Origin of the sequence: Actinomycetospora succinea, assembly GCF_004363095.1 — a bacterium.
Lineage (GTDB): Bacteria > Actinomycetota > Actinomycetes > Mycobacteriales > Pseudonocardiaceae > Actinomycetospora > Actinomycetospora succinea.
The window spans coordinates 93,133-119,733 of sequence record NZ_SNYO01000010.1 but is presented as its reverse complement, the minus strand read 5'-3'; the positions used below and the strand labels follow the sequence as shown (position 1 = coordinate 119,733).

25 protein-coding genes are annotated in these 26,601 nt (G+C 73.8%); 16 read left to right on the top strand and 9 right to left on the bottom strand.

Annotated features, from left to right (window positions below):
* Window position 1: 1 nt before the first annotated feature.
* The 5 genes from EV188_RS25845 to EV188_RS25825 all read left to right on the top strand — a co-directional run bounded on the left by EV188_RS25845 (window position 2) and on the right by EV188_RS25825 (window position 4,754).
* Window positions 2-853, top strand: coding sequence for an NAD(P)-dependent oxidoreductase (locus EV188_RS25845; protein ID WP_208114376.1), 852 nt, complete (start codon window positions 2-4; stop codon window positions 851-853).
* A 431-nt stretch (window positions 854-1,284) separates the two neighbouring features.
* Window positions 1,285-3,372 (top strand): ATP-binding protein, encoded by a 2,088-nt coding sequence (locus EV188_RS25840; RefSeq protein WP_133829201.1) that lies wholly within the window; start codon window positions 1,285-1,287, stop codon window positions 3,370-3,372.
* Entirely contained in the window at window positions 3,369-3,788 is a 420-nt protein-coding gene (locus EV188_RS25835; RefSeq protein WP_133829200.1) for a roadblock/LC7 domain-containing protein, read from the top strand. Before EV188_RS25840 ends, EV188_RS25835 begins: the two co-directional genes overlap by 4 nt.
* Complete coding sequence (locus EV188_RS25830; protein WP_133829199.1) at window positions 3,785-4,165, top strand: DUF742 domain-containing protein; 381 nt, start codon at window positions 3,785-3,787, stop codon at window positions 4,163-4,165. Before EV188_RS25835 ends, EV188_RS25830 begins: the two co-directional genes overlap by 4 nt.
* Entirely contained in the window at window positions 4,146-4,754 is a 609-nt protein-coding gene (locus tag EV188_RS25825; protein ID WP_133829198.1) for a GTP-binding protein, read from the top strand. Before EV188_RS25830 ends, EV188_RS25825 begins: the two co-directional genes overlap by 20 nt.
* Window positions 4,755-4,769: 15 nt before the next feature.
* Here the strand turns inward: EV188_RS25825 and EV188_RS25820 are convergent, their stop codons facing one another.
* Both EV188_RS25820 and EV188_RS25815 read right to left on the bottom strand, forming a co-directional pair.
* Window positions 4,770-5,741 carry a GNAT family N-acetyltransferase gene (locus EV188_RS25820; RefSeq protein ID WP_243742002.1) on the bottom strand — a complete coding sequence of 324 codons (972 nt, stop codon included), beginning with the start codon at window positions 5,739-5,741 and terminating at the stop codon, window positions 4,770-4,772.
* A complete protein-coding gene (locus tag EV188_RS25815) occupies window positions 5,738-6,586 on the bottom strand; it encodes a class I SAM-dependent methyltransferase (RefSeq protein ID WP_166660076.1) in 849 nt (282 codons plus the stop codon). Before EV188_RS25815 ends, EV188_RS25820 begins: the two co-directional genes overlap by 4 nt.
* A 330-nt stretch (window positions 6,587-6,916) precedes the next feature.
* Between EV188_RS25815 and rpsA the strand changes: the two genes are divergently transcribed.
* Window positions 6,917-8,443: a 30S ribosomal protein S1 gene (gene rpsA / locus EV188_RS25810; RefSeq protein WP_133829195.1), complete on the top strand. Its 1,527-nt coding sequence runs from the start codon at window positions 6,917-6,919 to the stop codon at window positions 8,441-8,443.
* A 331-nt stretch (window positions 8,444-8,774) separates the two neighbouring features.
* Here rpsA and EV188_RS25805 read toward each other — a convergent pair whose 3' ends face one another.
* Window positions 8,775-8,972, bottom strand: a complete 198-nt coding sequence (locus tag EV188_RS25805; protein WP_133829194.1) for a hypothetical protein — start codon at window positions 8,970-8,972, stop codon at window positions 8,775-8,777.
* 143 nt (window positions 8,973-9,115) lie between these two features.
* Between EV188_RS25805 and coaE the strand changes: the two genes are divergently transcribed.
* The gene (coaE, locus tag EV188_RS25800; RefSeq protein WP_133829193.1) at window positions 9,116-10,153 is read left to right on the top strand and encodes a dephospho-CoA kinase; all 1,038 of its coding nucleotides are present in this window, start codon (window positions 9,116-9,118) and stop codon (window positions 10,151-10,153) included.
* A 28-nt stretch (window positions 10,154-10,181) separates the two neighbouring features.
* Here coaE and EV188_RS25795 read toward each other — a convergent pair whose 3' ends face one another.
* The 3 genes from EV188_RS25795 to EV188_RS32800 form a co-directional block, all read right to left on the bottom strand.
* The gene (locus tag EV188_RS25795; RefSeq protein WP_133829192.1) at window positions 10,182-11,870 is read right to left on the bottom strand and encodes a cation:proton antiporter; all 1,689 of its coding nucleotides are present in this window, start codon (window positions 11,868-11,870) and stop codon (window positions 10,182-10,184) included.
* 9 nt (window positions 11,871-11,879) lie between these two features.
* Window positions 11,880-12,443 (bottom strand): DUF402 domain-containing protein, encoded by a 564-nt coding sequence (locus EV188_RS25790; RefSeq protein ID WP_133829191.1) that lies wholly within the window; start codon window positions 12,441-12,443, stop codon window positions 11,880-11,882.
* 87 nt (window positions 12,444-12,530) lie between these two features.
* Window positions 12,531-13,037 carry a ribonuclease FAU-1 family protein gene (locus EV188_RS32800; RefSeq protein ID WP_243742001.1) on the bottom strand — a complete coding sequence of 169 codons (507 nt, stop codon included), beginning with the start codon at window positions 13,035-13,037 and terminating at the stop codon, window positions 12,531-12,533.
* 138 nt (window positions 13,038-13,175) lie between these two features.
* Here EV188_RS32800 and EV188_RS32795 point away from each other — a divergent pair, with 138 nt between their 5' ends.
* The 3 genes from EV188_RS32795 to EV188_RS25775 all read left to right on the top strand — a co-directional run bounded on the left by EV188_RS32795 (window position 13,176) and on the right by EV188_RS25775 (window position 16,422).
* Window positions 13,176-13,508 (top strand): hypothetical protein, encoded by a 333-nt coding sequence (locus EV188_RS32795; RefSeq protein ID WP_243742000.1) that lies wholly within the window; start codon window positions 13,176-13,178, stop codon window positions 13,506-13,508.
* Window positions 13,509-13,518: 10 nt separating this feature from the next.
* Window positions 13,519-15,741 (top strand): excinuclease ABC subunit UvrB, encoded by a 2,223-nt coding sequence (gene uvrB / locus EV188_RS25780; protein WP_243741999.1) that lies wholly within the window; start codon window positions 13,519-13,521, stop codon window positions 15,739-15,741.
* A gap of 192 nt (window positions 15,742-15,933) precedes the next feature.
* The gene (locus EV188_RS25775; RefSeq protein ID WP_133829189.1) at window positions 15,934-16,422 is read left to right on the top strand and encodes a hypothetical protein; all 489 of its coding nucleotides are present in this window, start codon (window positions 15,934-15,936) and stop codon (window positions 16,420-16,422) included.
* Window positions 16,423-16,504: 82 nt separating this feature from the next.
* On the opposite strand, the gene EV188_RS25770 is transcribed toward EV188_RS25775, so the two are convergent.
* The gene (locus EV188_RS25770) at window positions 16,505-17,149 is read right to left on the bottom strand and encodes a UdgX family uracil-DNA binding protein (RefSeq protein WP_243741998.1); all 645 of its coding nucleotides are present in this window, start codon (window positions 17,147-17,149) and stop codon (window positions 16,505-16,507) included.
* Between the two features lie 367 nt (window positions 17,150-17,516).
* Here EV188_RS25770 and EV188_RS25765 point away from each other — a divergent pair, with 367 nt between their 5' ends.
* A complete protein-coding gene (locus tag EV188_RS25765; RefSeq protein WP_133829188.1) occupies window positions 17,517-17,939 on the top strand; it encodes a VOC family protein in 423 nt (140 codons plus the stop codon).
* 12 nt (window positions 17,940-17,951) lie between these two features.
* Here EV188_RS25765 and EV188_RS25760 read toward each other — a convergent pair whose 3' ends face one another.
* Window positions 17,952-18,881, bottom strand: a complete 930-nt coding sequence (locus EV188_RS25760; protein WP_133829187.1) for a hypothetical protein — start codon at window positions 18,879-18,881, stop codon at window positions 17,952-17,954.
* A gap of 224 nt (window positions 18,882-19,105) precedes the next feature.
* On the opposite strand from EV188_RS25760, the gene EV188_RS25755 reads away from it, so the two are divergent.
* The 5 genes from EV188_RS25755 (at window position 19,106) to EV188_RS25735 (ending at window position 24,786) form a co-directional block, all read left to right on the top strand.
* A complete protein-coding gene (locus EV188_RS25755; protein WP_243741997.1) occupies window positions 19,106-20,365 on the top strand; it encodes a GAF domain-containing protein in 1,260 nt (419 codons plus the stop codon).
* A gap of 85 nt (window positions 20,366-20,450) precedes the next feature.
* Window positions 20,451-21,506: a 2,3-butanediol dehydrogenase gene (locus tag EV188_RS25750; protein WP_133829185.1), complete on the top strand. Its 1,056-nt coding sequence runs from the start codon at window positions 20,451-20,453 to the stop codon at window positions 21,504-21,506.
* Window positions 21,503-22,300 carry an acetoin reductase gene (locus EV188_RS25745; RefSeq protein WP_133829184.1) on the top strand — a complete coding sequence of 266 codons (798 nt, stop codon included), beginning with the start codon at window positions 21,503-21,505 and terminating at the stop codon, window positions 22,298-22,300. Before EV188_RS25750 ends, EV188_RS25745 begins: the two co-directional genes overlap by 4 nt.
* Window positions 22,301-22,562: 262 nt before the next feature.
* A complete protein-coding gene (locus tag EV188_RS25740) occupies window positions 22,563-22,850 on the top strand; it encodes a hypothetical protein (protein ID WP_133829183.1) in 288 nt (95 codons plus the stop codon).
* A gap of 19 nt (window positions 22,851-22,869) precedes the next feature.
* Complete coding sequence (locus EV188_RS25735; protein ID WP_133829182.1) at window positions 22,870-24,786, top strand: ATP-dependent Clp protease ATP-binding subunit; 1,917 nt, start codon at window positions 22,870-22,872, stop codon at window positions 24,784-24,786.
* Here the strand turns inward: EV188_RS25735 and glmS are convergent, their stop codons facing one another.
* Window positions 24,787-26,598 carry a glutamine--fructose-6-phosphate transaminase (isomerizing) gene (glmS, locus tag EV188_RS25730; RefSeq protein WP_133829181.1) on the bottom strand — a complete coding sequence of 604 codons (1,812 nt, stop codon included), beginning with the start codon at window positions 26,596-26,598 and terminating at the stop codon, window positions 24,787-24,789.
* Window positions 26,599-26,601 lie beyond the last annotated feature (3 nt).

The window sequence follows — 26,601 nt, the reverse complement described above, 5'->3', positions numbered from 1 at the left end:
CGTGACCGCGGTCGGCGTCGTCGCGCCCGGCGCGATGGGCACGGCTCTCGCCGGCTGCCTGGCGGCCGGCGGGCACCGCGTGCTCGCGAGCCTCCACGGCCGCTCGCCGGAGACCGCGGCCCGCGCCCGGGATGTGCTCGAGGACGCCGGCGCGCTCGACGACCTCGTCGTCGCCGTCGAGGTGCTGCTGCTCGTCGTGCCGCCCGGGTCGGCGCGCGCCGCGGGCGCCGAGGTCGCGGACGCCTGCCGGCGCACCGGGGCCCGGCCGCTCGTCGCCGAGCTCGACGCGGTCGCGCCCGCGACGGTCGCGGCGATCGCGGCGGACCTGCCGGCCGACCTCGTCGACGGGGCGATCTCCGGCCCGCCGCCGCACCCCGGGGCGGCGGCGCCGACGCGGGTCTTCCTGTCCGGGCCCCGCGCCGCGGAGGTCGCCGTGCTCGAGGCGCCCGGCGTGCGCTGGCTGGTGCTCGGCGGGCCGGTGGGCGCGGCGAGCGCGGCGAAGATGTGCACGGCGTCGGTCCGCAAGGGCCACCAGGCGCTGCTCGCCCAGGCCCTGGTCACCGCCGCCGAGCACGGCGTCCTCGACACCGTCGTCGACGACCTGCGCCTGAGCTTCCCCGACGCGGGCGTGCCGACCGCGGCCGTCGCGGCGAGCAAGGCGTGGCGCTTCGTCGACGAGATGACCGAGATCGCCGCGACCCAGGCCGACGCCGGGCTGACGCCGGCGCTGGGGGAGGCGCTCGCCGCGGTGTACCGGGCGCTGGCGACGAGCGAGTGGGGTGCGCGACGCCCCGACGAGGTCCCCGCCGACCTCACCGATCCGGCGGGGTTGCGCCCGTCGGGACCGAGGTAGTCCTCTCCCGGAGGGCGATCACCCGGTCACGCGCCGTGGTCGTCCGGGCTCGAAGCGTTCGCCCCGGACACCGTGCGCCGATCGGGTCATCGGTGTGGCCCGGCCGCGTCGAACCGGCGGGCCGGATTTGGGCCCGCATCCCACCCCCGGCGCATCCACGAACTCTTTCGGAGCCTTTTTCCACAGCCGGGGCCCCGGTTGCCCCCACGGCCGAACGGTCGAGTTCGAGCACTCTTCTCGGACGCCGGGATGTGCGTCGTCCGGACCCGAACGACAGGCTCGTCATCGCGCTGCGTGAAATCGCGCGCGGCGAATCACGCCGTGGAAGGACGTCGACCCCTTCGCTCGGCGGACACTCTCAACGGCGCGTGTACGGTTCCGCGGCGTTCTCCCGACACGACCGGTGACCAGAAGGACGGTGAATCGCTCGCATGACCCGTGTCATGGACTACCTCCCGCGGGGGGACATGGTCGACGACGCGGCCTGGCAGCGGCGTCACCATTTCCTGCTCGCCGTGCTGGTCTCGCTCGCGCCCCTGCTGCTGGTGTTCGGGCTGGTGGTCGGCAACTCGCTCCTCTTCGCCGGCCTGGTCGCCCTCGTGCCGCTGCTCACGGCGGCCGGCGGCCGGTTCGTCCCCGGCCGTCTGGCCGGCGAGATCTTCGTGTCGGCGGGCCTGTCCGCCTCGTGCGCCGGACTCGTGATCCTCTCCGGCGGCTACATCGAGGCGCACTTCTCGTTCTTCGTGATCATCGGTTTCCTCATGCTCTACCAGAGCTGGGTGCCGTTCGCGGTCAACATCGTCTTCACGACGCTCTCCCACGGTCTCGGCACGCTGCTGGTGCCGACGCTGTTCTTCAACCACCACGCCGCCCAGCACAACCCGTGGGCGTGGGCGCTCATCCACGGATTCGCGGTGCTGCTGGCGTGCGCGGGCGTCGCGATCTTCGTGAAGATCACCGAGGACGAACAGCGCCGCCGGATCGAGCTCACGAAGGAACTGCACGACCAGAAGGTGCGCCAGCAGGAATTCACGTCGGAACTGCTGCTGAACCTCGCCCGCCGCAACCAGACGATGTTCCACCGGCAGCTGGACATCATCAACGACCTCGAGGAGCGCGAGCGCGACCCCGACGCGCTCGCCGACCTCTTCCGGCTCGACCACCTCGCCACCCGGGTGCGGCGCAACGCCGAGAGCCTCCTGGTGCTCTCCGGCGAGCAGCCGGCCCGCGTGTGGTCGGCGCCGGTCGCCCTGCGCGACGTCGTGCGCGCGGGCGTCGCCGAGACCGAGGACCTCGACCGCGTCACCCTTGCCGTCGACGAGCGCCAGCGTCTCGTGGGCAGCACCGTCGCCGACCTCACCCACATGATCGCCGAGCTGGTCGAGAACGCCGCGCGCTACTCGCCGCCGTCGGCGCCCGTGGTGATCCAGAGCCGCTCGTACCACCGCTCGCCGGGCGCGCACCTGCTCGTCGTCGAGGACACCGGCATCGGGATGCCGCCCGCCGAGCTCGCCGCGGCCAACGAGCTGCTCGCCCACCCGCAGGGCGCCGACGTGTCCGCGGCGGCGCGGCGGCTCGGCTTCCACGTCGTCGCCCGCCTCGCCCAGCGCCACGGCATCGAGGTCTCGCTGACCCCGACCCCGGGCTGCGGTCTGACCGCGGTGCTCCTGCTCCCGGCCGCGCTGTTCGCCGAGGCGACGCCGACCGTGCCGGTGGTCGGCGACTCCGGCCTCGAGCGGGTCCCCGCCTCGGCGGTGCCCGTCCCGCGCCGTGGCTCCGCGGACGCCGGCGGCCCGGCCCCGACCTGGGGCCACGCCGCGCCCGCCTCCGGGCCGCTGCCCGCCAACGGCCGGCACGCCTGGCCCGGCCGCGAGGCCCCGGACCGGGGGAACGGGAACGGCGACACCCCGGCCGGCGGCACCGGCGGGCGCCGCCGGTCCGCGCACGCCGCGCCCGGCGCCGACGACGAGGTCGCCGTCCCCGAGAAGGGCGAGAAGGCCGAGCAGGCCGAGCAGGCCGACGCGGGCGACCCGCACGCCACCGTCGAGGACGTCCCGGCGGCCGACGCCGCGGCCCCCGCCCGGCGCGGCCTGATCCACCCGATCGTCGTCCCGCCGCCGGCCCCGGCCGAGCAGGAGGAGGGCGGCATCCCCGCCGGCGCGCCCGCGCCGCGCCGGTCCGACGAGGACGTCCCGGCGCCCGTCGGCCCGAACGGTCTCGTCCTCGCCCGGCGCCGGCCCCAGTCGCACCTGGCGCCCGAGCTCATCCGCCGCACGCCCGGCATCCCGGCGGCGACCCCGGTGTCCGCGGCCCACGCCGCCACCGCGTCCCCGGACGCGGGCCGGCCGGACGCGGACCGACCGGAGCGACCGCCGGCCGGCCGCGGCGCGATGGACGCGCTGTCGGCCTACCAGGCCAGCCGGGCCGCGGCCCGGTCCGCCATCTCGGACGACGGAGACGGCACCCCCGCGTCCGACGACCACCCGCAGCGCGGGAGCACCCCCGGGAGGCAGACGTGAGTGCACCGACCGACAGCGGACTGGACTGGCTGCTCTCCGAGTTCGCGCACGGCACCCCCGGCGTGTGCCACGTCCTCGTCGTGTCCGCCGACGGGCTGCGCCTGGCGGTGAGCGACGGCGTCGACCCGCACCTGGCCGACCAGCTCTGCGCGGCGGTGTCCGGCCTCGTGAGCCTGGCCCGCGGCACGGCGACGCTCATCGACGCCGAGCCGGTCACGCAGACGATCGTCGAGATGGACGGCGGCTACCTGTTCGCGACCTCGATCAGCCTCGGCTCCACGTTGGCGGTCGTCACCGACCGGTCCGCCGACATGGGCCTCGTCGGGTACGAGATGACCCTCCTCGCCTCGCGCGTCGGGCACGCCCTCACGCCGGGCGTGGCCGCCGGGCGCGGCGGCGCCCCGTCCGCGCCGTGACCGTGGACCGCCGCCAGCGACCGCAGGCCGACGGCGGGCGGGTCGTCCCGAACTACGCGTTCACCGCGGGCCGGACCCGGTCGCTCGCCGGGGCCGACATGCCCATCGAGGCCCTGGTGACCGCCACCGAGCTGGGCCTCGCGAAGGCGCCCGGCATGGCGCCCGAGATGCGGGCGATCGTCGAGGCGAGCACCGAGCCGCAGTCGCTCGCCGAGATCGGTGCGCTGCTCGGCGTCCCTGTCGGCGTCGCCCGCGTCCTCGTCAGCGACCTCGCCGCCGAGGACCACCTCGCTGTCCACCTGCCCCTGGTCGGGACCGACGGTCGCCCCCGACGCGAACTCCTGGAGAGGCTGCTCGATGGACTCCGTGCACGCTGACGGTCGGGCGGCGACGGCGACCGACGTCGCTCCCGGGGCACGCCGCGACCTGCTCCCGCTGAAGATCCTCGTGGCGGGCGGGTTCGGCGTCGGCAAGACGACGCTGGTGGCGGCGCTCTCGGAGGTGCCGCCGCTGTCGACGGAGCAGCAGATGACCAGCCTCTCCGACGGCGTCGACGACACCAGCGTCGTGCCCGAGAAGACGACGACGACCGTCGCGATGGACTTCGGCCGCGTGACGATCGACGACTCGCTGGTCCTCTACCTGTTCGGGACCCCCGGCCAGTCGCGGTTCTGGTTCATGTGGGACGAGCTCGCCCGCGGGGCCGTCGGCGCCGTCGTGCTCGTCGACCTGCGCCGCATCGACGACTGCTTCGCCGCGATCGACTACTTCGAGAACCGCGGGCTCCCGTTCGTCGTCGCCCTCAACGAGTTCCCGGGGACCGACGGCGTCGACGACGAGCTCGTCCGCGACGCCCTCGCGGTGCCGCCGGGCTGCCCGCTGGTGCACGTCGACGCCCGCGACGACGACTCGTGCACCCGCGCGCTGATCGTGCTGGTCGAGCACGCGCTCGCCCGCAGCGTCTGAGCGGGGCTCCCGGGCTCAGCGCAGGGCCGACGCCGGCCGGACCTCCCACAGCGTCCACAGCGGGCGGTAGCCGTGGCGGGGCCAGAACACCGAGGACACGGGGTTCGGCGGGTTGTAGTAGAGGTAGGTGCCGCGCGCGCCGGGCGGCTGCAGGGTGGGCAGGGCGGCGGTGACGAGCGCGTGCCCGACCCCGTGGCCCCGCTGCCCGGGCAGCACCGAGGCGCAGTTGACGTAGCCCCAGCGCCCGGCGGGCAGGAGCCCCGCGAGCCAGGAGCCCGGGGTCGAGTCCGTGAGGCCGCACTCGAGGAGCCCGACCAGCCGGCCGTCGCGCTCGGCGACCCAGATCGGCTCGCCGCGCCCGCGACGCTCCCGCAGGGCCGCGCGCTTGACGGCCTCCGCGTCGGGGCGCAGCACGCTCCCGCCGACCATGCTGGAGTAGACGATCTCGTGCATGGCCAGCTCGACGCAGGCCTCGAGGTCGTCGTCGCGGGCCGGGCGCAGGACCAGGGCCGGGTCGGGGTCGGCGACCGCGGGCAGGGGACCGGGCGGGCGCACCGCGAGCACCGCGAGGGGCACGAGCCCGTGGTCGAGGAACGCCCGCGCGGCCGCGACGTCGCGGCTGGGCCAGGTGACGACGGCCGCCGAGTCGCCCGCCGCGCGGACCCGCGCCGGGACGCGGGCGCGCCACTCGGTGACCAGCGCGTCGGCGCCGGCGCGTCCCGCGTGCCCGAGCACCGGGTGCAGCTCGGTGACCTCGGCCGCCGACCACAGCAGGGGAGCGCTGCCCGCGGGCCAGCTGTGGTGGGTGACGACGGCGGCGGCCTCGTCGTCCGACCCGGCGCCGACGACCACCACGTCGCCGGGCGGGGGCAGCACCGCGGGCGGCAGGCCGGCGTCGATCTCGGCGAAGCGCGCCTGCTGGTCGCGCAGCAGCTCCGAGAGCAGGACCTCGGGCGAGCGCCCCGCCGGCCGCGAGCGCCCGATCACGCGGGTCTCCGGCAGCAGAAGATCGCCGTGCCCGGGAACAGCCGGCCCCGCAGCGGCGACCACTGGCCCCAGACCGCCTCGAGGTCGTCGGGCCATTCCGGCTCGACCAGCCGCTCGAGCACCAGCCCGGCGGCCACGATGTCGGCCACCCGGTCGCCGAGCGTGCGGTGGTGCTCGACGTAGACCGCGCGGCCGTCGTCGTCGAGCTCGGCGTACGGGGTGCGGTCGAAGTAGGACTGGGACACGGTGAGGCCCTCGGGGCCCGGGTCGTCGGGGAACATCCAGCGCATGGGGTGGTTCACGGCGAACACCCAGGGCGCGCCGGGGCGCAGCACGCGCGCCACCTCGCGCATCACGGCGCCCGGGTCGGCGACGAAGGGGATCGCCCCGAAGGCGGAGAAGGCGGCGTCGACGCACCCGTCGCGCAGCGGGATCGCGCCGGCGTCCGCCTGCACGAGCGGGACGGTGACGCCGGTGCGGGCGTCGGCGTCGCGGGCGTGGCGCAGCATCCCGGCCGACAGGTCGAGGCCGAGCACGCGCGCGCCGGTGCCCGTGAGCCACCGGGAGCAGGAGGCGGCCCCGCACCCGACCTCGAGGACCCGGGCGCCGCGCAGGGCCGCGGGGTCGCCCAGCAGGTGGGCGTCGGCCTCCCGCAGGCGCTCGGGGCACCAGACGAAGTCGTCGTCGCCGAGGAAGGCCCCGTGCTCGGCCTGGTAGTCGTCGGCGTCGGCGTCCCACCACGCCCGGCTCGCGGCGCTCGACTCCTCCGGTCCGACCGCCCGGCGCGCGACCCCGGCGGCCCCCAGCAGCTCCTCCGCGTGCGGGGGAGGGGGCGGCGTCGGCACCCGGGCATCCTGACACGCCCGGATGCGGGGTCCGCGTCCCCCGGGAGGGCGCCGCGCTGGAGCGACACGCCGTGGGATCCGCCTGCGACACGCCGGGGGCCGTGACCGGGTGCCCCGATTGCCGGGCCGTGTCGGACGCGGTTACGATGAAGGTCCACGTGAGTGGTCTCGCCCTGTCCGCGTTCCGCTACCCAGGCAGCGGTGGGCGGCGATTCTCGTCTCCACCTCGGCGTTTCGCCAGGCTCGACTGGTGCGCGCGTCCAGGACGACGGCCCCCGCGTGGGGTCCCTGCACGCTCGATCAGACCAATGTCCCGGAGCCGTCCACCGTATGTCCATCGACACCCACACCGCCCCGACGTCGACCAGCCCCCAGGTTGCGATCAACGACATCGGGTCGGAAGAGGACTTCCTCGCCGCCATCGACCAGACGATCAAGTACTTCAACGATGGCGACATCGTCGAAGGAACCATCGTGAAGGTCGACCGGGACGAGGTCCTCCTCGACATCGGCTACAAGACCGAGGGCGTCATCCCCTCGCGTGAGCTGTCCATCAAGCACGATGTCGATCCCAACGAGGTCGTCGCCGTCGGCGACGAGGTCGAAGCCCTCGTTCTCCAGAAGGAGGACAAGGAGGGCCGGCTGATCCTGTCCAAGAAGCGCGCGCAGTACGAGCGCGCCTGGGGCACGATCGAGCAGCTCAAGGACAACGACGAGCCCGTCAAGGGCACCGTCATCGAGGTCGTCAAGGGCGGCCTCATCCTCGACATCGGCCTGCGCGGCTTCCTCCCGGCCTCGCTGGTCGAGATGCGCCGCGTCCGCGACCTCCAGCCCTACGTGGGCAAGGAGATCGAGGCCAAGATCATCGAGCTGGACAAGAACCGCAACAACGTCGTCCTCTCCCGCCGTGCGTGGCTGGAGCAGACCCAGTCGGCGGTGCGCAGCGAGTTCCTCAACCAGCTCGCCAAGGGCCAGATCCGGTCCGGCCAGGTCTCGTCGATCGTCAACTTCGGTGCGTTCGTCGACCTCGGCGGTGTCGACGGTCTGGTCCACGTCTCGGAGCTGTCCTGGAAGCACATCGACCACCCGTCCGAGGTGGTCGAGGTGGGCCAGGAGGTCAAGGTCGAGGTCCTCGACGTCGACCTCGACCGCGAGCGGGTCTCCCTGTCGCTGAAGGCGACGCAGGAGGACCCGTGGCGCCAGTTCGCCCGCACCCACCAGATCGGCCAGATCGTGCCCGGCAAGGTCACGAAGCTGGTGCCGTTCGGTGCGTTCGTCCGCGTGGACGAGGGCATCGAGGGCCTGGTCCACATCTCGGAGCTGGCCGAGCGCCACGTCGAGGTGCCGGAGCAGGTCGTCCAGGTCGGCAACGACGTCATGGTCAAGGTCATCGACATCGACCTCGACCGTCGCCGCATCTCGCTGTCCCTCAAGCAGGCCAACGAGGGCATGACCACCGAGACCGAGTTCGACCCGGCGCTCTACGGCATGGCGGCCGAGTACGACGACGCGGGCAACTACATCTACCCCGAGGGCTTCGACCCCGACTCGGGCGACTGGCGCGAGGGCTACGAGAGCCAGCGCGAGGAGTGGGAGCGCCAGTACCAGGCGGCCTACGCCCGCTACGAGCAGCACATCGCGCAGCTGCAGCGCACCCAGGAGCAGGAGGCGGAGGCGGCCGAGGTCGCGCCGGCCAACTACTCCTCGGGCGGCCCGTCGTCCGGCGACGACGACGGTGGCGAGGACGCGGGCGACGCGTCCGACCCGGGCCAGGGCCCGCCCTCGCAGAGCGGCGGCGGCGCGCTGGCCAGCGACGCCCAGCTCGCGGCGCTCCGCGAGAAGCTCTCCGGCGGCTGATCACCAGCTGTTTCGAGCTCGACCGACGGGCCCTCATCCCTCGCGGGGTGGGGGCCCGTCGTCGTTCCCGGGGCCGGCGTGAGATGCAGCGAACGCGCCGTTCGCTGCTTCTGGGCACGCAAGACCCCCGTTGATCACCGGGCGGGGCAGGCCGGCACCGTGACGAACGAACGGCGCTTTCGCTGCTTCGCAGGCAACGAGCTCGCCGTTCGTTTCCCAGCGGCGCGCGCGAACGGGCCAGCGCGTGCCGCCAGGAGGGCGTGCCGCCGGAGAGCGCGCGCGGGTCGGTGCGCGCGGGTCGGTGCGCGCGGGGTCGGTGCGCGCGGGAGAGCTAGCCGAAGGCCGGCGGGGCGGCGGTGCCGAAGGCGGGGCGCAGGTGGCGCGAGCCCGCGAGGAAGCGCTCGACGAGACCGCGGCGCGCGATGTGCGGTGCCGCGAGGGCCATCGCGACCTGGGGGAGCTCCCGGCACCAGGTCAGCCCGGCGTCGCCGAGACGGTGGCGTCCTGCGTGGCGACGCGAACGGAACACGCGGCGGCTCCCGGAGCGAGTGGTACGGATGGTGCGAGCGGGGCGTCACCATACCGCTGTGGCGTCTGGGACAGAAGGGACTCGCCGAGCGACTCTCGACCCCGGGTCGAGTGAGTGATCCGCCCGCTGGGCACACTGCGGGCGTGCTGAGGCTGGGGCTCACCGGTGGGATCGGGGCGGGGAAGTCGACGGTGGCGGAGACGCTCACCGAACTGGGCGCGGTGGTGATCGACGCCGACCGGATCGCCCGCGAGGTCGTCGAACCCGGCACCGAGGGCCTGGCCGACGTCGTCGCGGCGTTCGGCGAGGATGTCCTCGACGCCGACGGCGCGCTCGACCGTCCTGCGCTCGGGCGCATCGTCTTCGGCGACGACGCCAAGCGTCAGACCCTCAACGGCATCCTGCACCCGCGGATCGGGGCCCGGACCGCCGAGATGGTGGCGGGCGCCGACGACGACGCCGTGGTCGTCCACGACATCCCGCTGCTCGTCGAGAACGGGATGGGCGCGGCGTTCGCGCTGGTCGTCGTGGTCGACGCGCCGGTGGACGTCCGGGTCACGCGGCTCGTCGACACCCGCGGCATGACCGTCGAGGACGCCCGCGCGCGCATGGCCGCGCAGGCCGACGACGACGCCCGGCGCGCCGCCGCCGACGTCTGGCTGGAGAACGCCGGTGCGGCCGGGGCCCTGCGGGAGCAGGTCGAGCGCCTGTGGCACGAGCGCCTCGTGCCCTTCGCGGAGAACCTCGAGCACGGCCGGGTCGTGGCGGCGCCGACCGAGATCGTGGCGCCCGCCGAGGACCGCCCGGTCGTCGGGCAGCGCCTCGCCGCCCGCCTCGCCGCTGCCGGGGGCGAGCGCGTCCGGCGCGTCGAGCTCGTCGGGCCCGGCGCGGTTCCCGGGCTGCCCGCCCCCGATGTCGTCGACGTGCTCGTGGAGGCCGACAGGCCCGGCGACGACCTCGTCGAGGCCTTCGTGGCCGCCGGGTTCCCCCGCACGGGCGCGGGGCGCCACGGCTCCGCCGACCCCGCCCGTCCGGCCCGCGTGCTCGTCCTCGACGGCAAGAAGCGGCGCGAGGCGAAGCAGGCGCGGGCGATCGTCGACGCCCGCGAGCGCGCCCGTCGGGACCCGGACCGCGTCGCCGCCGACCCGGACGCCGTGCGCGCCGAGGTCGCCCTGCCGTGATCACGCTGCCGTGATCACGCTGCCGTGATCACTCGAGCTGGGCGCTCCGCAGCTCCAGGCTGATCTGCTCGGCGTCGAGGTTCTCCAGGGCCGCGGCCAGCGCCGACGACGTGAAGCGGCCCTCGTCGCGGGCGTCGAGCAGGGCCGCGCGCTGCGCCTCGATCATCTCCAGGCGGACCCGGACGCGGGTGTCCGACGCCGTGGCCGGGTCGGGGCGCCCGTCGCGATCGGCGAGGCGCTCCCGGAAGGCCGCGATCTCGGGCTCGTCGAGGTGGCGGTCGAGGACCTCGAGGTTGGCCGCGGTCAGCCGGTCCCGCAGCGCCTCCTGCTCCGCGGCCGACGGGACCTCGGCGCGTGCCGGCCGGATCCAGCGCACGAGCAGCGCGAGGGTGCCGCCCTGCAGCAGCAGCGAGCCCGCGGCGACGGTGAAGGCGACGAACACCAGCAGCGAGCGCTCCGGGAAGTCGGTCGGCAGGGTCTGCGCCGCCGCGAGCGTGACCGCGCCGCGCATCCCCGCCCACACGATGACGGTGCCCTCGCGCGGACCGAGCGGTGCGCGGCGGAAGTAGTCGATGTCGGCGATCTGGAGCCGGAGCCGCTGGCCGAACGCGGCGATCCGCCGGGGGCTGGTGAGCGAGACCGCCCGGCCGCGGATCGTCACCTGCTCGCCCGCCTCGAGCTGGGCGTTCATCTCCTGCAGCTGGTCCTGCATCGCCGCCCCGCGACGGGCCGACGCCCGCAGCCACAGCACCAGCCCCGACACGTACCCGGCCCGCACGACGACGGTCGCCACGAGCGCGACCGCCGCGAGGCCCAGGCCGAGGCCGACCGCCCCGCCGTCGCGGTGCAGGTCCTCGAGCACCGCGGTGAGCTCGAGCCCCATCAGCAGGAAGATCGTGCCCTCGAGGACGAGCTCGACGGTGCGCCAGCTCTCGGTGTCCGAGAGCCGGTGCTGCACGGGCAGGGACCGGGTCGCGCCGTGGCCGGTGACGAGCCCGGCCGCCACGGCGGCGACGAGCCCGGAGGCGCCGAGCTCCTCGGCGGGCAGCGAGGCGACGAACGGCGTGGCGAACGACAGGACGGTGTTGACTGTCGGGTCGGCGATCCGGCGGCGGACGGCGAGCCCGAGGCGCCCGACGACGATCCCGAGCACCACGGCGACCACCACCGCGAGGGCGAACTGGCCGACGACGCCCCCGATCGACACCGACACCGCGCTCGCGGCGATCGCGGCGCGCAGCAGGACCAGGGCCGTCGCGTCGTTGAGCAGGCCCTCGCCGTCGAGCACGGTGACGACGCGCGAGGTGACGCCGACCCGCCGGACGATCGCGGTCGCGGCGGCGTCGGTGGGCGCGAGGATCGCCCCGAGCGCGATGCCGCCGGCGATCCCGAGGCCGGGCACGAGCAGGCTGACCAGCAGCCCGACCACCACCGACGAGACCACCACGAGCACCACCGACAGCCCGCTGACGGCCCCGAACGCGCGGCGGAAGTCCATCGCCGGCATCGCGACGGCCGACGAGAAGAGCAGCGGCGGGAGGATGCCCGCGAGCACCCACTCCGGGTCGACGACCACGGGCGGCACACCGGGCAGCACCGACACGGCGACGCCCACCAGCACGAGCAGCAGCGGTGCCGCGACGCCGACGCGCTCGGCGAGCACCCGGACCCCGGCGATCGCCAGCAGGCCCAGGACGACGACCAGCAGGCTGCCCACGGTGCGACCCTAGAAGCGGGTGAGCGACCCCGTGCCGAGCGACGCGGTCCAGGTCTCGAGGTCGTGGCGGGCGTCGACGAGCTCGCCGAGCACGCGGTGCACGGTGCTCATCGCCTCGTCGGCGTCCGCGCCGGAGAGCACGCCGCCCGCGACGGCGGCGGCGAAGTCGGCGTCGTGGACGACGCGGGCCGGGCGCCCGGGCACGACCTCGAGGCCGAGCAGGAGGTCGGTGCAGCGCCACTGCGGGCCGTCGACGACGATCCGCACCGCGCCGATCTCGGTGGTCACCCCGGCCGCGTCGCCGTCGCGCGGGAGGCGCCGGCGTATCCGCAGGCCGTGGTCGGCGACGTACCAGCACGTCTCCGCCAGGACGAAGGGGTCCTCGGGGCTCAGCACCGTCGTGCGCAGGTGCCCGTCGGCGACGTGCCACCGGTCGAGGGCCTGCTCGGCGACCTGCTCGGAGGCGTGCACGGTGACGTGCTCGGGGACGTGCTCGGAGGCGAGGGGGACGGTGCGGGTGGCCGCACGGGTGTCGACGACCTCGACCAGCTGGCGGGAGACGACCGGACTCACGGCGCTGGACCCTAGGACACCCGTCCGGGTGGCCAGGAGCCGACCCGTACCCGAATGTCAGCGGTGTCATTCAGGGTGTGGGGCAGGTCACGTCCAGGTCAGGGCAACGTCCTGACGGGCGAGCCATCGGTCCAGGTCGTGCCCTTGTTCCGCGAGGCCGGCGAGGGTGCGGTGGCTCGTCGTCAGGGCCCGCTCGGCCCGTTCGGCGTCGAGGAGCCCGGCGGCGACGGCCTCGGCGAGCTCGTCCAGGTCGAGGACCTCGGTGCGCTCGCCGGTGTGGACGACGAGGTCGACGTAGTGGTCCTCGGTCCACCACGTCGCGCCGTCGCGGGTGACGTCGGCGACGTCGATGTAGTGGTCCTGGAGGCGCTCGTGGCCGGGCTTCCAGGTGAAGTCGGTGACGCGGATGCCGAGGGCGGGCAGCAGCCACGACCTCAGGTGGGTCAGCGTCGGGTGGTCGACCATCGCCCGGCTCAGGTACAGCCCGAACGGCTCCTCGCGGTACTCGTCGACCGCGCGGACGAAGCCCTTGGGATCGGTGTTGGTGCCGGCGGCGACGTCGAACGTCTCGATCTTCGGGGAGTGCAGGCCCACGGGGCGTGACCCTAGGTCACAGACGACGGCACCCGCTCCCACGCGCGGGGGAGCGGGTGCCGTCGGGGCGGCGGTGTCAGCCGGGACGTCGGCTCGGCCGACGACGTCCTCGCCTGCTTCGCCCCGGGCGGGGAGGTGGTGTCCCCGCTCTACGGGCGGCTGCCGGCCGCGCGGTTCTCCCCGGAGCTCTTCGCGGACTCGTCGCCGTCGAGCACCGAGCTGCGCCGCGTGTACGTCGACCCCGTCGACGACCAGGAGGTCGCGCTGGCCTTCCACTACGCGTGGGTGCTGGGCGACGGCACGCCCGCCCCGTTCGACGTCGTCGACCTCGTGACGCTCACCGACGACCGGGACCGGATCGCGCGGCTCACCATCTGCTACGACACCGCGCCGCTGCGGGCGTCGTGGGAGCGGGTGGCCGCCGGTGGGACCGACCCCGCTGGATCGGACGCTGTCGGGGGGCGCGGTTAACCTCGATCCCATGGCCTTCGCGACAGAGGTTCCGGGTTCCGCCCGCGACGGGGACAGCGCCGGGGACAACCCCGAAGGGCTGCCCGACGAGGCGCTCGCGCACTCGGAGCACCGTCCCGTGGGCGAGATCGAGCGCACCGGGGGCCACTTCGAGGTCATCAGCCCGTACGACCCGGCGGGCGACCAGCCGACGGCCATCGACGACCTCGAGCGGCGGGTGAAGGGCGGGGAGCACGACATCGTGCTGCTCGGCGCCACCGGCACCGGCAAGTCGGCCACCGCGGCCTGGCTCATCGAGCGCGTCCAGCGGCCGACGCTGGTGATGGCGCCCAACAAGACGCTGGCCGCCCAGCTGGCCAACGAGCTGCGCGAGCTGCTGCCCAACAACGCGGTCGAGTACTTCGTCTCGTACTACGACTACTACCAGCCCGAGGCGTACATCGCGCAGACCGACACCTACATCGAGAAGGACTCCTCGATCAACGAGGACGTCGAGCGGCTGCGCCACTCGGCCACGTCCAACCTCTTGAGCCGCCGCGACGTCGTCGTGGTCGCGTCGGTGTCCTGCATCTACGGCCTCGGCACGCCGCAGTCCTACCTCGATCGCTCGGTGCAGCTGGCCGTCGGCGAGGAGCTCGACCGCGACACGCTGCTGCGCGCGCTGGTCGACGTGCAGTACCAGCGCAACGACATGGCCTTCGCCCGCGGCACGTTCCGGGTCCGCGGCGACACCGTGGAGATCATCCCGGCGTACGAGGAGCTCGCGGTCCGCATCGAGTTCTTCGGCGACGAGATCGAGGCGCTCTACTACCTCAACCCGCTCACCGGCGACGTCGTCAAGCAGGTCGACGACGTGCGCATCTTCCCGGCGACCCACTACGTCGCGGGGCCCGAGCGCATGGAGAAGGCGATCAAGGCCATCGAGGCCGAGCTCGAGGAGCGCCTGGCCGAGCTCGAGCGCCAGGGCAAGATGCTCGAGGCCCAGCGGCTGCGCATGCGCACCACCTACGACGTCGAGATGATGCGCCAGGTCGGCTTCTGCTCCGGCATCGAGAACTACTCGCGCCACATCGACGGCCGGGGTCCGGGCACCGCGCCGGCCACGCTGATCGACTACTTCCCGCGCGACTTCCTGCTGGTCGTCGACGAGTCGCACGTGACCGTGCCGCAGATCGGCGGCATGTACGAGGGCGACATGTCGCGCAAGCGCAACCTCGTCGAGTACGGGTTCCGCCTGCCGTCGGCCACCGACAACCGGCCGCTGACCTGGGAGGAGTTCGCCGACCGGATCGGGCAGACGGTCTACCTGTCGGCGACGCCGGGCGACTACGAGATGCGGATGGCCGGCGGCGAGTTCGTCGAGCAGGTCATCCGCCCCACGGGTCTCGTCGACCCCGAGGTGATCGTGAAGCCCACCAAGGGCCAGATCGACGACCTCGTGGGCGAGATCCGCACGCGGGTCGAGAAGGACGAGCGGGTCCTGGTCACCACGCTGACCAAGAAGATGGCCGAGGACCTCACCGACTACCTGCTCGAGCTCGGCATCAAGGTCCGCTACCTGCACTCCGAGGTCGACACCCTGCGCCGGGTCGAGCTGCTGCGCCAGCTGCGGTCGGGGGAGTACGACGTGCTGGTCGGCATCAACCTGCTGCGCGAGGGTCTCGACCTGCCGGAGGTGTCGCTGGTGGCCATCCTCGACGCCGACAAGGAGGGCTTCCTGCGCAGCGAGCGCTCGCTGATCCAGACCATCGGCCGCGCGGCGCGCAACGTGTCGGGCCAGGTGCACATGTACGCCGACACGGTCACCGACTCGATGCGCTACGCCATCGACGAGACCAACCGGCGCCGCGAGAAGCAGGTCGCCTACAACACCGAGCGGGGCGTCGACCCCCAGCCGCTGCGCAAGAACATCGCCGACATCCTCGACCGCGTCTACCGCGAGGCCGAGGACACCGAGGAGTCGGTCGAGATCGGCGGCTCGGCGCGCAACAGCTCGCGCGGGCGCCGCGCGGCGGGCGAGGCCGGTGGCGGCCGGGGCAGCTCGGGCATCGTCGAGCACCGCGACACCTCGGGGATGGCGCGGGCGGAGCTGGCCGACCTCATCCAGCAGCTCACCGACCAGATGATGGCCGCGGCCCGCGATCTCCAGTTCGAGCTCGCCGGACGCCTGCGCGACGAGATCGCCGACCTGAAGAAGGAGATGCGGGGGATGGACGCGGCCGGGGTCAGCTAGGGAAGCCGCTGACTTGGCCGAGAGGGCTCCAGTCGCTACGTCCTGCACACATTCGGCTCTGGGTGCTCGGGGTCCGCACTGGGCTCGTCCCGGTATGGCTCGGACTTCGCTCGTGACCAGTACGTACTTCTCCCCATTCCGCAGGTCCTCGCCTCGGGTGCAGCTTGACGGCCTGTCGCTGCGAGTGAGTCGGTGGACGAGGGAGAAATGATGCTCCGTCGAGCGTTCTGGATTGGTCTTTTCAGTGGTCTGATGATGGCCCTCTCCGTCGGCTCGGGTGTCGCGCTACCGAACCCGCCGGGCGGACAGACCTCGACGTTCATAGACGCCGCAGCCGGTGAAGTGTGCACTTTCCCCGTGCTCGTGGAGACCACGGCGGCCCAGAACGTTCGGGCTACCCTCCCCAACGGCCTCCTGGTCATTACCGGTCCGGCGACGGCTACGGCGACCAACAAGGCGACGGGCGAGTCTCGGAGTTACAACATCTCGGGACCCGGCAAGTTCGACCCCGCGACTAACAGGCTGACGCTCGCTGGGCAGTCGCTGATCGTTCAGCCGTCGTCGGTGGGATCGCCGTTCCTGATCACGACGAGCGGGCGGGTCGGTTTCGTGCTGAATCAGCCGATCGACCAGCCTCTGCGCGGCCACATCAGTCACGACATCTGTGCCGAGCTCAGCTGACTCTCGACTCTGCCGTGGTCGCCCGCCACGAACTCGCCGGGGCGAGAATGCCGCCTTGTGATTGTCACGGCCGTGGCGGGGGTCAACTGAGCAGGTCGCCGGCCACCTTCAGGTCGGCGACGAACCCCGCGAACATCTCGTCACGGTCCTGACCGCGGGCGGGGTCGGCGCGCAGGATCGCCGACGGGTGGATGGTCGGCACCAGGGTCATGTCGTTCCAGGCCCGGGGCTCGCCGCGCTCGGCGGTGATCCGGAACGACGACCCGAGCAGCGCCTTGCCCGCGGTCGCCCCGAGGGTGAGCAGCACCTGGGGCTTCACCAGCGCCAGCTCGGCGTCCAGCCACGGCCGGCACGCCTTGATGTGCCCGGCCTTCGGCGTCTCGTGGATGCGGCGCTTGCCCTGGTAGCGGAAGTTGAAGTGCTTCACCGCGTTCGTGACGTAGGCGTCGTCGCGGGCGACGCCGGCCTCGTCCAGCGCCTCGTCCAGCAGCCGCCCGGCCGGGCCGACGAACGGCGCCTGCTGGCGGTCCTCCTGGTCGCCGGGCTGCTCGCCGACCATCACCAGGCGCGCCTGCGGCGGCCCGGACCCGAAGACGGTGCCGGTGGTGTCGTGGTACAGCTCGCAGGCGGTGCAGCCGGCGGCCCGGGCGCGGAGGGTCTCGAGGTCCGGTGGTGGGTCCGCCGTGTCGGTGGGGTCGGAGGCGAACAGGTCGAGCGGCTCGGTCACGGAGCCGGGTGCCCCGCCCGCGGTGAAGCAGAACCCGGAGCAGGACGAGGGCGTGCTGCCGTCTCGGACGCGACCCCTGAGCGCGACGGTTCGGTGCGCCGCCGAGACCTCTCACCGAGTCGACCGACGAGAGATAGGCGCAAGATCGCATCGGGGCCGACCGTCCGACTCGACGCGATCATCGACCTAGGTCGGCCGGCCCCCTCGGTCACGAAGTCGAGTCGAGGGTGGGCCTGTCCGCTCTCGCGTCCTGGCCCGTCCCACGATCATGATCCGTCCGACAGTCCGAAGGCCCGCCCTTCCGGCGGCGCCGCATGGCCGGAAGAGGCGGACGCAGGTAGTCCGCCACCCGCGTCAGACTGAGCTCATGGCCATGGGAGTGCAGATCACCTTCGACGCCCACGACACCGTCAAGCAGGCCGAGTTCTGGGCGCTTGCGCTCGACTACGTCGTCCAGCCCCCGCCGCCCGGCTTCGACAGCTGGTTCGCGTTCGCCGAGAAGATCGGCGTCCCGAAGGAAGACTGGGACCGTCTGAACGCGGTCGTCGACCCGGCCGGCGCCGGCCCGCGGGTGCTGTTCCAGAAGGTGCCCGAGGACAAGACGGTGAAGAACCGCGTCCACCTCGACGTCAACGTCAGCGACGGCGGCGAGGGCCGCAAGGAGCTCGCCCACGCCCACCGCGAGAAGCTCGAGGCGGCGGGGGCCACGTTCCTGCGCGAGGTCGACGAGCCGACGGGCTGGTGCATCGTGATGGCCGACCCGGAGGGCAACGAGTTCTGCGTGCAGTGACGCCGGCGGCCGTCACCGGGTCGGCTTCCCCTCGTCGCCGCCCTTGTCGCGTACGCCGGTGACGAGGTCGCCGGCCTTCTTGTCGATCAGCGTCGTGAGTGCCTGTTGCGCGTAGCCGAAGACGAGGGCGTAGCAGAGGATCTGTTCCTGCGAGGCGAGGGGTGCGAGCCCGGGAACGACCTCGCCGCTGATCAGGAGGAGTGCGCCCACGGCGGTCAGGGCGCCCGCCGGCACCTTGAGCAGGGCCAGGGCGGTCGCGAGGTTGTACGGCGTCGGGGCTCCGCGGATGTTGCGGACCGAGACCGCCGCGGCCAGGGAGCCGCCGAGCATGCCGAGCAGCATCACGATCCAGACGTCGCCGCCACTGGCACCGCGTCCCGAGCTCGTCGGACAGTCGAGAACCGTGTCGGGTGGCGCGGTGAAGCAGAGCGGGACCGCGTCCGGTGCCCGCGACACGATCACGGCGAAGAGCGCCAGGAACACGGTGATCAGCGCCGCGGCACTGAGCACGATGTTCCGGAAGCGTCGGACCTTGGCGTACCGCTGGTCCTTGGCCTCGTGCCCGAGCTGGATGACCTTGCTGAGCTCGGCGGCGGTGAGCCGTCCGTTCTGAGCCGCGAGGTGGCGCTCCCACTCGATCCGATGTCGGTCATCGGTGGCGCAGACGCGTAGCCGGTCCAACGCTTCGGGGGCGGCAGCCCGGATCCGATCCTCGTCGTAGAGCCGGGCAATCTCAGCCTCGGCCCGATGCATGGCGCGAAAAGCCGCCTCGACGTTCGACCCGCTCCACCAATTCGCAAGGGCTCGGAACGGCCCTCGCCGTCGGGCGGCGCACACGGCCCTGTCGAGAAGCTCCCCAACCGTGTCCGCGACGTGTTCACAGCCGAGCTTGCTGTGCGCTCGCAGGTCGGCCAGCTCGCCCCGCAAGCCGATCACCTGCACTGCGACGTCCTGCAGGGACGCGGCCGTCTCGACGCGTGCGACCGTCTCTGTTGCTGTCCTCGTCATGTCCCCCCTCGGGCTTCGGAGATCGTCCTGAGGACGCGTCGCGCGGACGACGGCCGGACGGGTGGACCGCAGGGTCTCGAACGTGCACCCCGTCTATGGCGCCGGTCACGGACCGGTGCCTAGGCTGCGGCGGGGTCGTCGATGCCGAGGAGGTGCCCGTGCCTCACGCCGACGACGGGGTCTGCGCGGTCACGCGGAGCACCGACCTGCGCCAGCACGCCCGCCTGCTCCACCAGGCCCACGACGCCCGGCTCTCCGGGAGCCGCCCGACGACGCCGCTGCGCCGGGTCGTCAGCCGGTCCTGGGACCGCGTCCTGTCCTACGGCGTCGCGCCGGACGGGCGCTCGCTCGACGACCCGGCCGCGCCGGAGATCGTGGAGCAGCGACGGGCCGCGTCGCCCATCTCCGGGGTGCTGCCGCAGCTGCGGGCGAGCCTCACGGCGGTAGCCGAGGACGCCGAGCACATCATGGTCATCACCGCCGCCGACGGCTTCGTCCTCTGGCGCGAGGGCGCGGTGCGCGTGGGCCGGCTCGCCGACTCGCTCGGCTTCCTGCCCGGCGCCGACTGGACCGAGGCGTCGGTCGGCACGAACGCCATCGGCACCGCGCTCGCCGAGCACGCCTCGGTGCAGCTGTTCTCCGCCGAGCACTTCGTCCGCGCCCAGCACCCGTGGACCTGCACCGCGAGCCCCATCCACGACCCGCGCACCGGCGAGATGCTCGGCGTCGTCGACCTCTCCGGCCCCGCCCCGACCGTCCACCCGACGACCGTGGCGCTCGTGCACACCGCGGTCCGCCTCGCCGAGACCGGGCTCTGGGCCGCGCACGAGACCCGCCTCGAGAGCCTGCGGGCCGTCGCGGCGCCGGTGCTCGCGCGGCAGACCGGCCCGGCGCTCGTCGTCGACGACCACGGCTGGGTCGCGGCCGCGACGGGCCTCGCCCCGCGCGACCGGGTCGGCGTCCCCCAGGCCGGCGAGGCGATGCTGGTCCACGGGCTCGGCGCGTGCCTGCCCGACCGCGTGCCGGGCGGCTGGCTGCTGCGCCCGTCCGACGCCGCGGGGCCGAGCCGCACCCGCCTGCGCCTGGACCTCGACGCCGATCCGCCCGCGGCGCTGGTCGAGGGGCACGAGGTCTGGCGCCACACCCTCGGGCGGCGCCACCTCCAGATCGTCGCCCTGCTGATGGCGGCCGGGAGCGCCGGACTCGACGCGGCCGCGATCAGCCGCGCGCTCTACGACGACGCCGACCACCTCGTCACCGTCCGCGCCGAGCTCTCCCGGTTGCGCCGCGTGCTCGGCGGCCTGCTCGCCGCGCGCCCGTACCGGATCGCGCCGGGCGTCGAGGTCGTCCCGCCGTCGCCGGAGGACACCGTGCGCCTCTTCGGCGCGCGTGCAACACCGCTGCAACCCTGGCCGTGACCCGGGTCACCCTCGTGGGATGGCGGTGAGCTACCGCCCCAGTCAGGTCGAGCTCCGCTGCGCTCCGTCTCCCGGGAGGACACCCATGAAGGCTGCCCGCTTCCACGGCCGCGAGGACGTGCGGATCGAGGACGTCCCGGAGCCGCACCCCGGCCCGGGCCAGGTGCAGATCGCGGTCGAGTGGTGCGGGATCTGCGGCACCGACCTGCACGAGTTCCTCGACGGCCCGATCTTCACCCCGACGCCCCAGGCGCCGCACCCGCTGACCGGCGGCGCCATCCCGATCACGCTCGGGCACGAGTTCTCGGGCGTGGTCGCGGAGGTCGGCCAGGGCGTCACGGGCGTGTCCGAGGGCGACCGGGTCGTCGTCGAGCCCTACGACGTGTGCGGCACGTGCGTGGCGTGCCGGTCGGGGCGGTACAACATCTGCCGGTCGCTGGGCTTCATCGGCCTCGACGGCGACCAGGGCGGGTTCGCCGAGAAGATGGTCGTCGACCAGCGCTGGGTGCACCCCATCGGCGGCCTGACCGCCGAGCAGGGCGCGCTCATCGAGCCGCTGGCCGTCGGGTACCACGCGACCAAGCTGTCCGGGATCCAGCAGGGCCAGACGGCGGCGGTGTTCGGCTCGGGACCGATCGGGCTGGTCACGGCCGCGGCGCTGCGGGCGAACGGTGCCGGCCAGGTGATCGTCGTCGAGCCCGCCGACGCACGGAAGGCCAAGGCGCCCGGGGCCGGCGCCGACCACGTCCTCGACCCCACCGAGGTCGACGTGCCCGAGGCGATCCGCGAGCTCACCGACGGCGCCGGGGCGGACGTGACGTTCGAGTGCGCCGGCCTCGACCCCGTGCTCGCCCAGGCCGTCGCGTCGACTCGCCCCGGTGGCACCTGCATCAACGTCTCGATCTGGGGCCACCCGGCCACCTTCGACGTCAACTCCCTGGTGTTCTCCGAGATCCGGCTCATCGGCTCGCTCGCCTACGCGGGCCGCCACCCCGAGGTCATCGACCTCGTCCGCGACGGCGTCGTCGACGTCGAGCAGTTCATCACCGGCCGCATCGCCCTCGACGACATCGTCGACCAGGGCTTCCGCGAGCTGATCGACCACAAGGAGACCAACGTGAAGATCCTGGTGCACCCGTGACCGCCGCCCGGTACAACGCCGCCGGTACGCGTGTCGCCGTCGTCACCGGCGCAGGACGGGGGATCGGTGCCGCCATCGCCCGCCGGCTCGCGTCCGACGGCCTCGCGGTGATGGTGTCCGACATCGACGCGGCGACCGCGCAGGGCGTCGCGCAGGAGATCACCGACGCCGGCGGCCAGGCCGCGTCGACCGCCACCGACGTGGCCGACAAGGAGGCCGTCGTCGCGCTGGTCGCCGCGACGCGGGAACGCTTCGGGTCGATCGACGTCATGGTCGCGAACGCGGGCATCGCGCAGGTGAAGACGCTGCTCGAGGTGACGCCCGAGGACCTGCAGCGGATGCTCTCGATCAACGTCGGCGGCGTGATGTGGTGCCTGCAGGCCGCCGCCGAGGCGATGATCGAGCAGGGCCACGGCGGGAAGATCATCAACGCCGCGTCGATCGCCGGGCACCAGGGCTTCGACCACCTCGGGCACTACTCGGCGTCGAAGTTCGCGGTCCGGGCGCTGACGCAGGCGGCGGCGAAGGAGCTCGCGCAGCACCAGATCACCGTCAACGCCTACTGCCCCGGGATCGTCGGCACGACCATGTGGGACGAGATCGACGAGGGCCTCGGCGGCTACCTCGGCACCGGCAAGGGCGAGGCGCTGAAGCAGTACTCGCAGCTCATCGCGCTGGGCCGCGTGCAGACGCCGGAGGACGTCGCGTCGTTCGTCTCGTACCTGGCGAGCCGCGACGCCGACTACATGACCGGCCAGGCGGTGATGATCGACGGCGGGATCGTCATGGTCTGACGGGCGGTGGGTGTTCTGCGTCGTCAGAACGATCCAGAACACCCACCTATCGGTGGCGCGCCCGTTTGACCGCGGCGGGAGTGGCGGGGGTAACATGGTCGACATGCAGGCCGTGCGACTTCGTCGAGAGGTAGTACTTCGGCGCGCCGGGTGAGCCAGGGCCCCGGCGCGCACACCGCTCGCCCCGTCAGGGGCTCGTAGCGGGCACACGCCGAGACCTGGCTCGGATCCACTCCACCACCGGATCCCCAGGAGCCCCGCCGTGACCACGCTCGAGCCGGCCCGCACCGCCCCCGCCCCCCGCCGGGCCTCGCGTCTGCCGCGCCCCTTCACCATCCTCACCACCGGTGGGATGACCGGCGTCATGGACCTCGCGTCGGCGCTCTGCTCGCTGGGCTACCGCGTCCCGGACTTCTCGGTCGACGTCCACGAGGGCGTCTCGTGCAGCTGCATCCAGTGCACCGTCGCGCTCACCAGCGCCGAATGCACCGAGTTCGCCGACCGCGTCCGCGACCTCCCCGGCGTCCTGTCGATCGAGCCCAGCTGCTGAGACAGCGCATGATGGAGGCGTGAGCGACGACGCCCGGCGTGATCGGGAGCCCGACGGCCCCGGTGAGTGGACCAACCCCCTCGAGCAGCTGATCGGGCGGCTCGTCGAGGGCTTCGGCGATCTGGGCGGGCCGGGGCAGCAGGACGACGACCTCCGGCGCCCGCAGGGCAGCAGCCGCACGCCGGTCCTCGACCGCTTCGGGCGCGACCTCACCGCGGCCGCCCGCGCCGGGCGCCTCGACCCCGTTGTCGGCCGTGACCGCGAGGTCGCCGCGGTGCTCGAGATCCTCGGGCGGCGCACCAAGAACAACCCCGTGCTGGTGGGCGACCCGGGCGTCGGTAAGACCGCGATCGTCGAGGGCATCGCGGCCAAGATCGCGGCGGGCACGGTGCCGGGTGCGGGGGGTCGGCGCGTCGTCGCCCTCGACCTGGCCGGGCTCGTCGCCGGCACGAAGTACCGCGGCGAGTTCGAGGAGCGGCTCCGGCGGCTCGTCGACGAGGTCACGGCCACCGAGCGCGCGGTGATCCTCTTCCTCGACGAGGTGCACACCGTCGTCGGGGCCGGCGCCGGGGTCGAGGGGACGATGGACGCCGCCGACATCCTCAAGCCCGCGCTCGCCCGGGGCGAGCTGCAGGTCGTCGGGGCGACGACGCTGGAGGAGTACCGCCGCCACGTCGAGTCCGACCCGGCGCTGGAGCGGCGCTTCGCCCCGATCACCGTCGACGAGCCGAGCGTCGAGCAGACCGTCGCCATCCTCGACGGCCTGCGGGCGCGCTACGAGGACCACCACGGCGTCCGGCTGCCCGAGGACGCCCGCCGCGCGGCCGTCGAGCTGACCGCCCGCCACGTCCGCGACCGCTTCCTGCCCGACAAGGCGATCGACGCGATGGACACCGCGGCGGCGCGCGTGCGCCTGCGGCGCGGCGACGACCCGGGCGCGTCGAACACCGTGACCGTCGGCGACATCGCCCAGGTCGTCGCCGACCGGACCGGCCTGCCCGTCGCCCACCTCACCGACTCCGAGCGCACGCGGCTGCTCGGGCTCGCCGACCACCTGCGCCGCCGGGTCGTCGGTCAGGAGCCCGCGCTCGAGGCCGTCACGGACGCGGTGCTCGCGGGTCGGGCGGGCATGGGGCAGCCGGGCCGGCCGGTGGCGTCGTTCCTGTTCGCGGGCCCGACCGGGGTCGGCAAGACCGAGCTCGCCCGGGCGCTCGCCGAGGCCCTGCACGGGTCCGACGAGCGCCTCGTGCGCCTCGACCTGGGCGAGTTCCGCGAGGCCCACACCGTCGCCCGGCTCACCGGCGCGCCCCCCGGCTACGTCGGGCACGACCGCCCCGGCGAGCTGACCGAGGCGCTGCGGCGCACGCCGTCGTGCGTGGTGCTGCTCGACGAGATCGAGAAGGCGCACCCGGACGTGCTGGCCCTGCTGCTCGGGGTGCTCGACGCCGGGCGCCTCACCGACGGGCGCGGGCGCACGGTGTCGTTCGCCGACGCCGTGGTGATCATGACGAGCAACCTCGGCGCCGCCGCGCTGACCGAGGGCCGTGACCCCGACGAGGCCCGCGCGAGCGTGCTCGCCGCCCTGGCCCGGGCGCTGCGCCCGGAGTTCCTCGGGCGCGTGGACGAGGTCGTGCTGTTCACCCCGCTCGACAAGGACGCCCGGCGCGCGGTGGTCGAGCTGCTCCTCGACGGCACCCGCGAGCGGCTCGCCGCGCAGGAGGTCGGGCTGACCGTCACGCCCGCGGCCGTCGACGCCATCGTCGCCCGGGGCCACGACCCGGCCCTCGGCGCCCGGCCGATGCGCCGCGTCGTCACCCGGGAGGTCGACCGGGCCCTGTCGCGGCGCATCGTGGCCGGCGCCCTGCGCCCCGGCGGGAACGCCACGATCGACGCCCCCGACCCGGACGGCCCGCTGACCATCGAGGTCACCGGCTAGCTACTCCACGGTCACGCTCTTGGCGAGGTTGCGGGGCTTGTCGATGTCGCGGCCCAGCACCGCGGCGCAGTGGTAGGCCAGGAGCTGCAGCGGGACGCCGAGCAGGATCGGGTCGAGCTCGGGCTCGAGGCGCGGGACGCGCAGCACGGCGTCCGCGAGCCCCTCGGGGAGCTGGGCGTTCGTCACCGCGATCACGGGCCCGCCGCGGGCGCGGATCTGCTCGATGGTGCTGATGTTCTTGGCCAGCAGCTCGTCGTCGGGGACGACCACCACGCACGGCATCTGCGCGTCGACGAGGGCGAGCGGGCCGTGCTTGAGCTCCGCGGCCGCGTACGCCTCGGCGTGCACGTAGGAGATCTCCTTGAGCTTCTGGGCGCCCTCGCGGGCGACGGCCGCCCCGCGCACCCGGCCGAGGTAGAACATCGAGCGCGCGTCGGCGTAGCGGCGGGCGACCTCGGCGACGTCGTCGCTCGACTGCAGCGCGGTCTCCACGGCGTCGGGGAGGCGCCGCAGACCCTCGACGAGCCGCGTGCCGTGCGCCGCGGAGAGATCCCGGACGCGGCCGAGCAGCAGCGCGAGCAGCGTGAACGACGTCGCCATCGAGCTGAACGCCTTCGTCGAGGCCACCGAGACCTCGGGCCCGGCGTGCAGGAACATCCCGGCGCCGCACTGGCGCGCGATGGCCGAGCCGATGACGTTGACGACGCCGACGACCCGCCCGCCCTTGCGCTGGAGCTCCTCGACGGCGGCGAGGGTGTCGATGGTCTCGCCGGACTGGCTCACCGCGACGTAGAGCGTCTCGGGGTCGACGAGCGGGTTGCGGTAGCGGAACTCGCTGGCCTGCTCCGCGTCGGCGGGGATGCGGGCGAGCTCCTCGACGAGGCCGGCCCCGATCTGCCCGGCGTAGAGCGCGGACCCGCACCCGAGGAACGTCACGCGGCGGATGCCGCGCAGCTCGCGGGGGTCGAGGCGCAGCCCGTCGAGGCGCGCGGTGGCGAAGCGGGTGTCGAGGCGCCCGGCCAGCACGCGGCGCAGGGCCGCGGGCTGCTCGTGGATCTCCTTGGACAGGAAGTCCTCGTGGCCGTCGAGCTCGTAGTCGGCGTCGTCGACGTCGACCTCGGTGGGCGGCCCGAGCCGCGAGCCCTCGTAGCCGGCGGCGGTCAGCGTCGCGAGCTCGCCGTCGGCGAGGAACACGACCTGGCGGGTGTGCCGGACCAGCGCCGCGACGTCGGACGCCACGAACATCTCGCCGTCGCCGAGGCCGAGCACGATCGGGCTGCCGTTCCGGGCGACGACGAGCTCGTCGGGGTTGCGGGCGTCGAGCACGACGAGCCCGTAGGTGCCCTCGACGACGCGCAGGGCCTCGCGGACGGCCTCCTCGAGCGAGCTCGACCCGGCGTCCAGCGCCCGCGCGACGAGGTGCGGGAGGACCTCGGTGTCGGTGTCGGACTTCAGCGTCACGCCGTCGGCGACCAGCTTGGCGCGCAGCTCGTCGGCGTTCTCGAGGATGCCGTTGTGCACGACGGCGATGCGCCCGGCCGCGTCGGTGTGGGGATGGGCGTTGCGCTCGCTCGGCTCCCCGTGGGTGGCCCAGCGGGTGTGGGCGATGCCGGTGCGCCCGGGCTGGTCGTCCTCGCCGACGGCGGCGCGCAGGTCGTCCACGCGGCCGGCCGACCGGGTGGTGCGCAGGGCCTTGCGGTGGGCGACGGCCAGGCCGGCCGAGTCGTAGCCGCGGTACTCCAGGCGGGCGAGCCCGTCGACCAGGATCTTCGTCGCCGGTCTCGGGCCGACGTACCCCACGATGCCGCACATGAT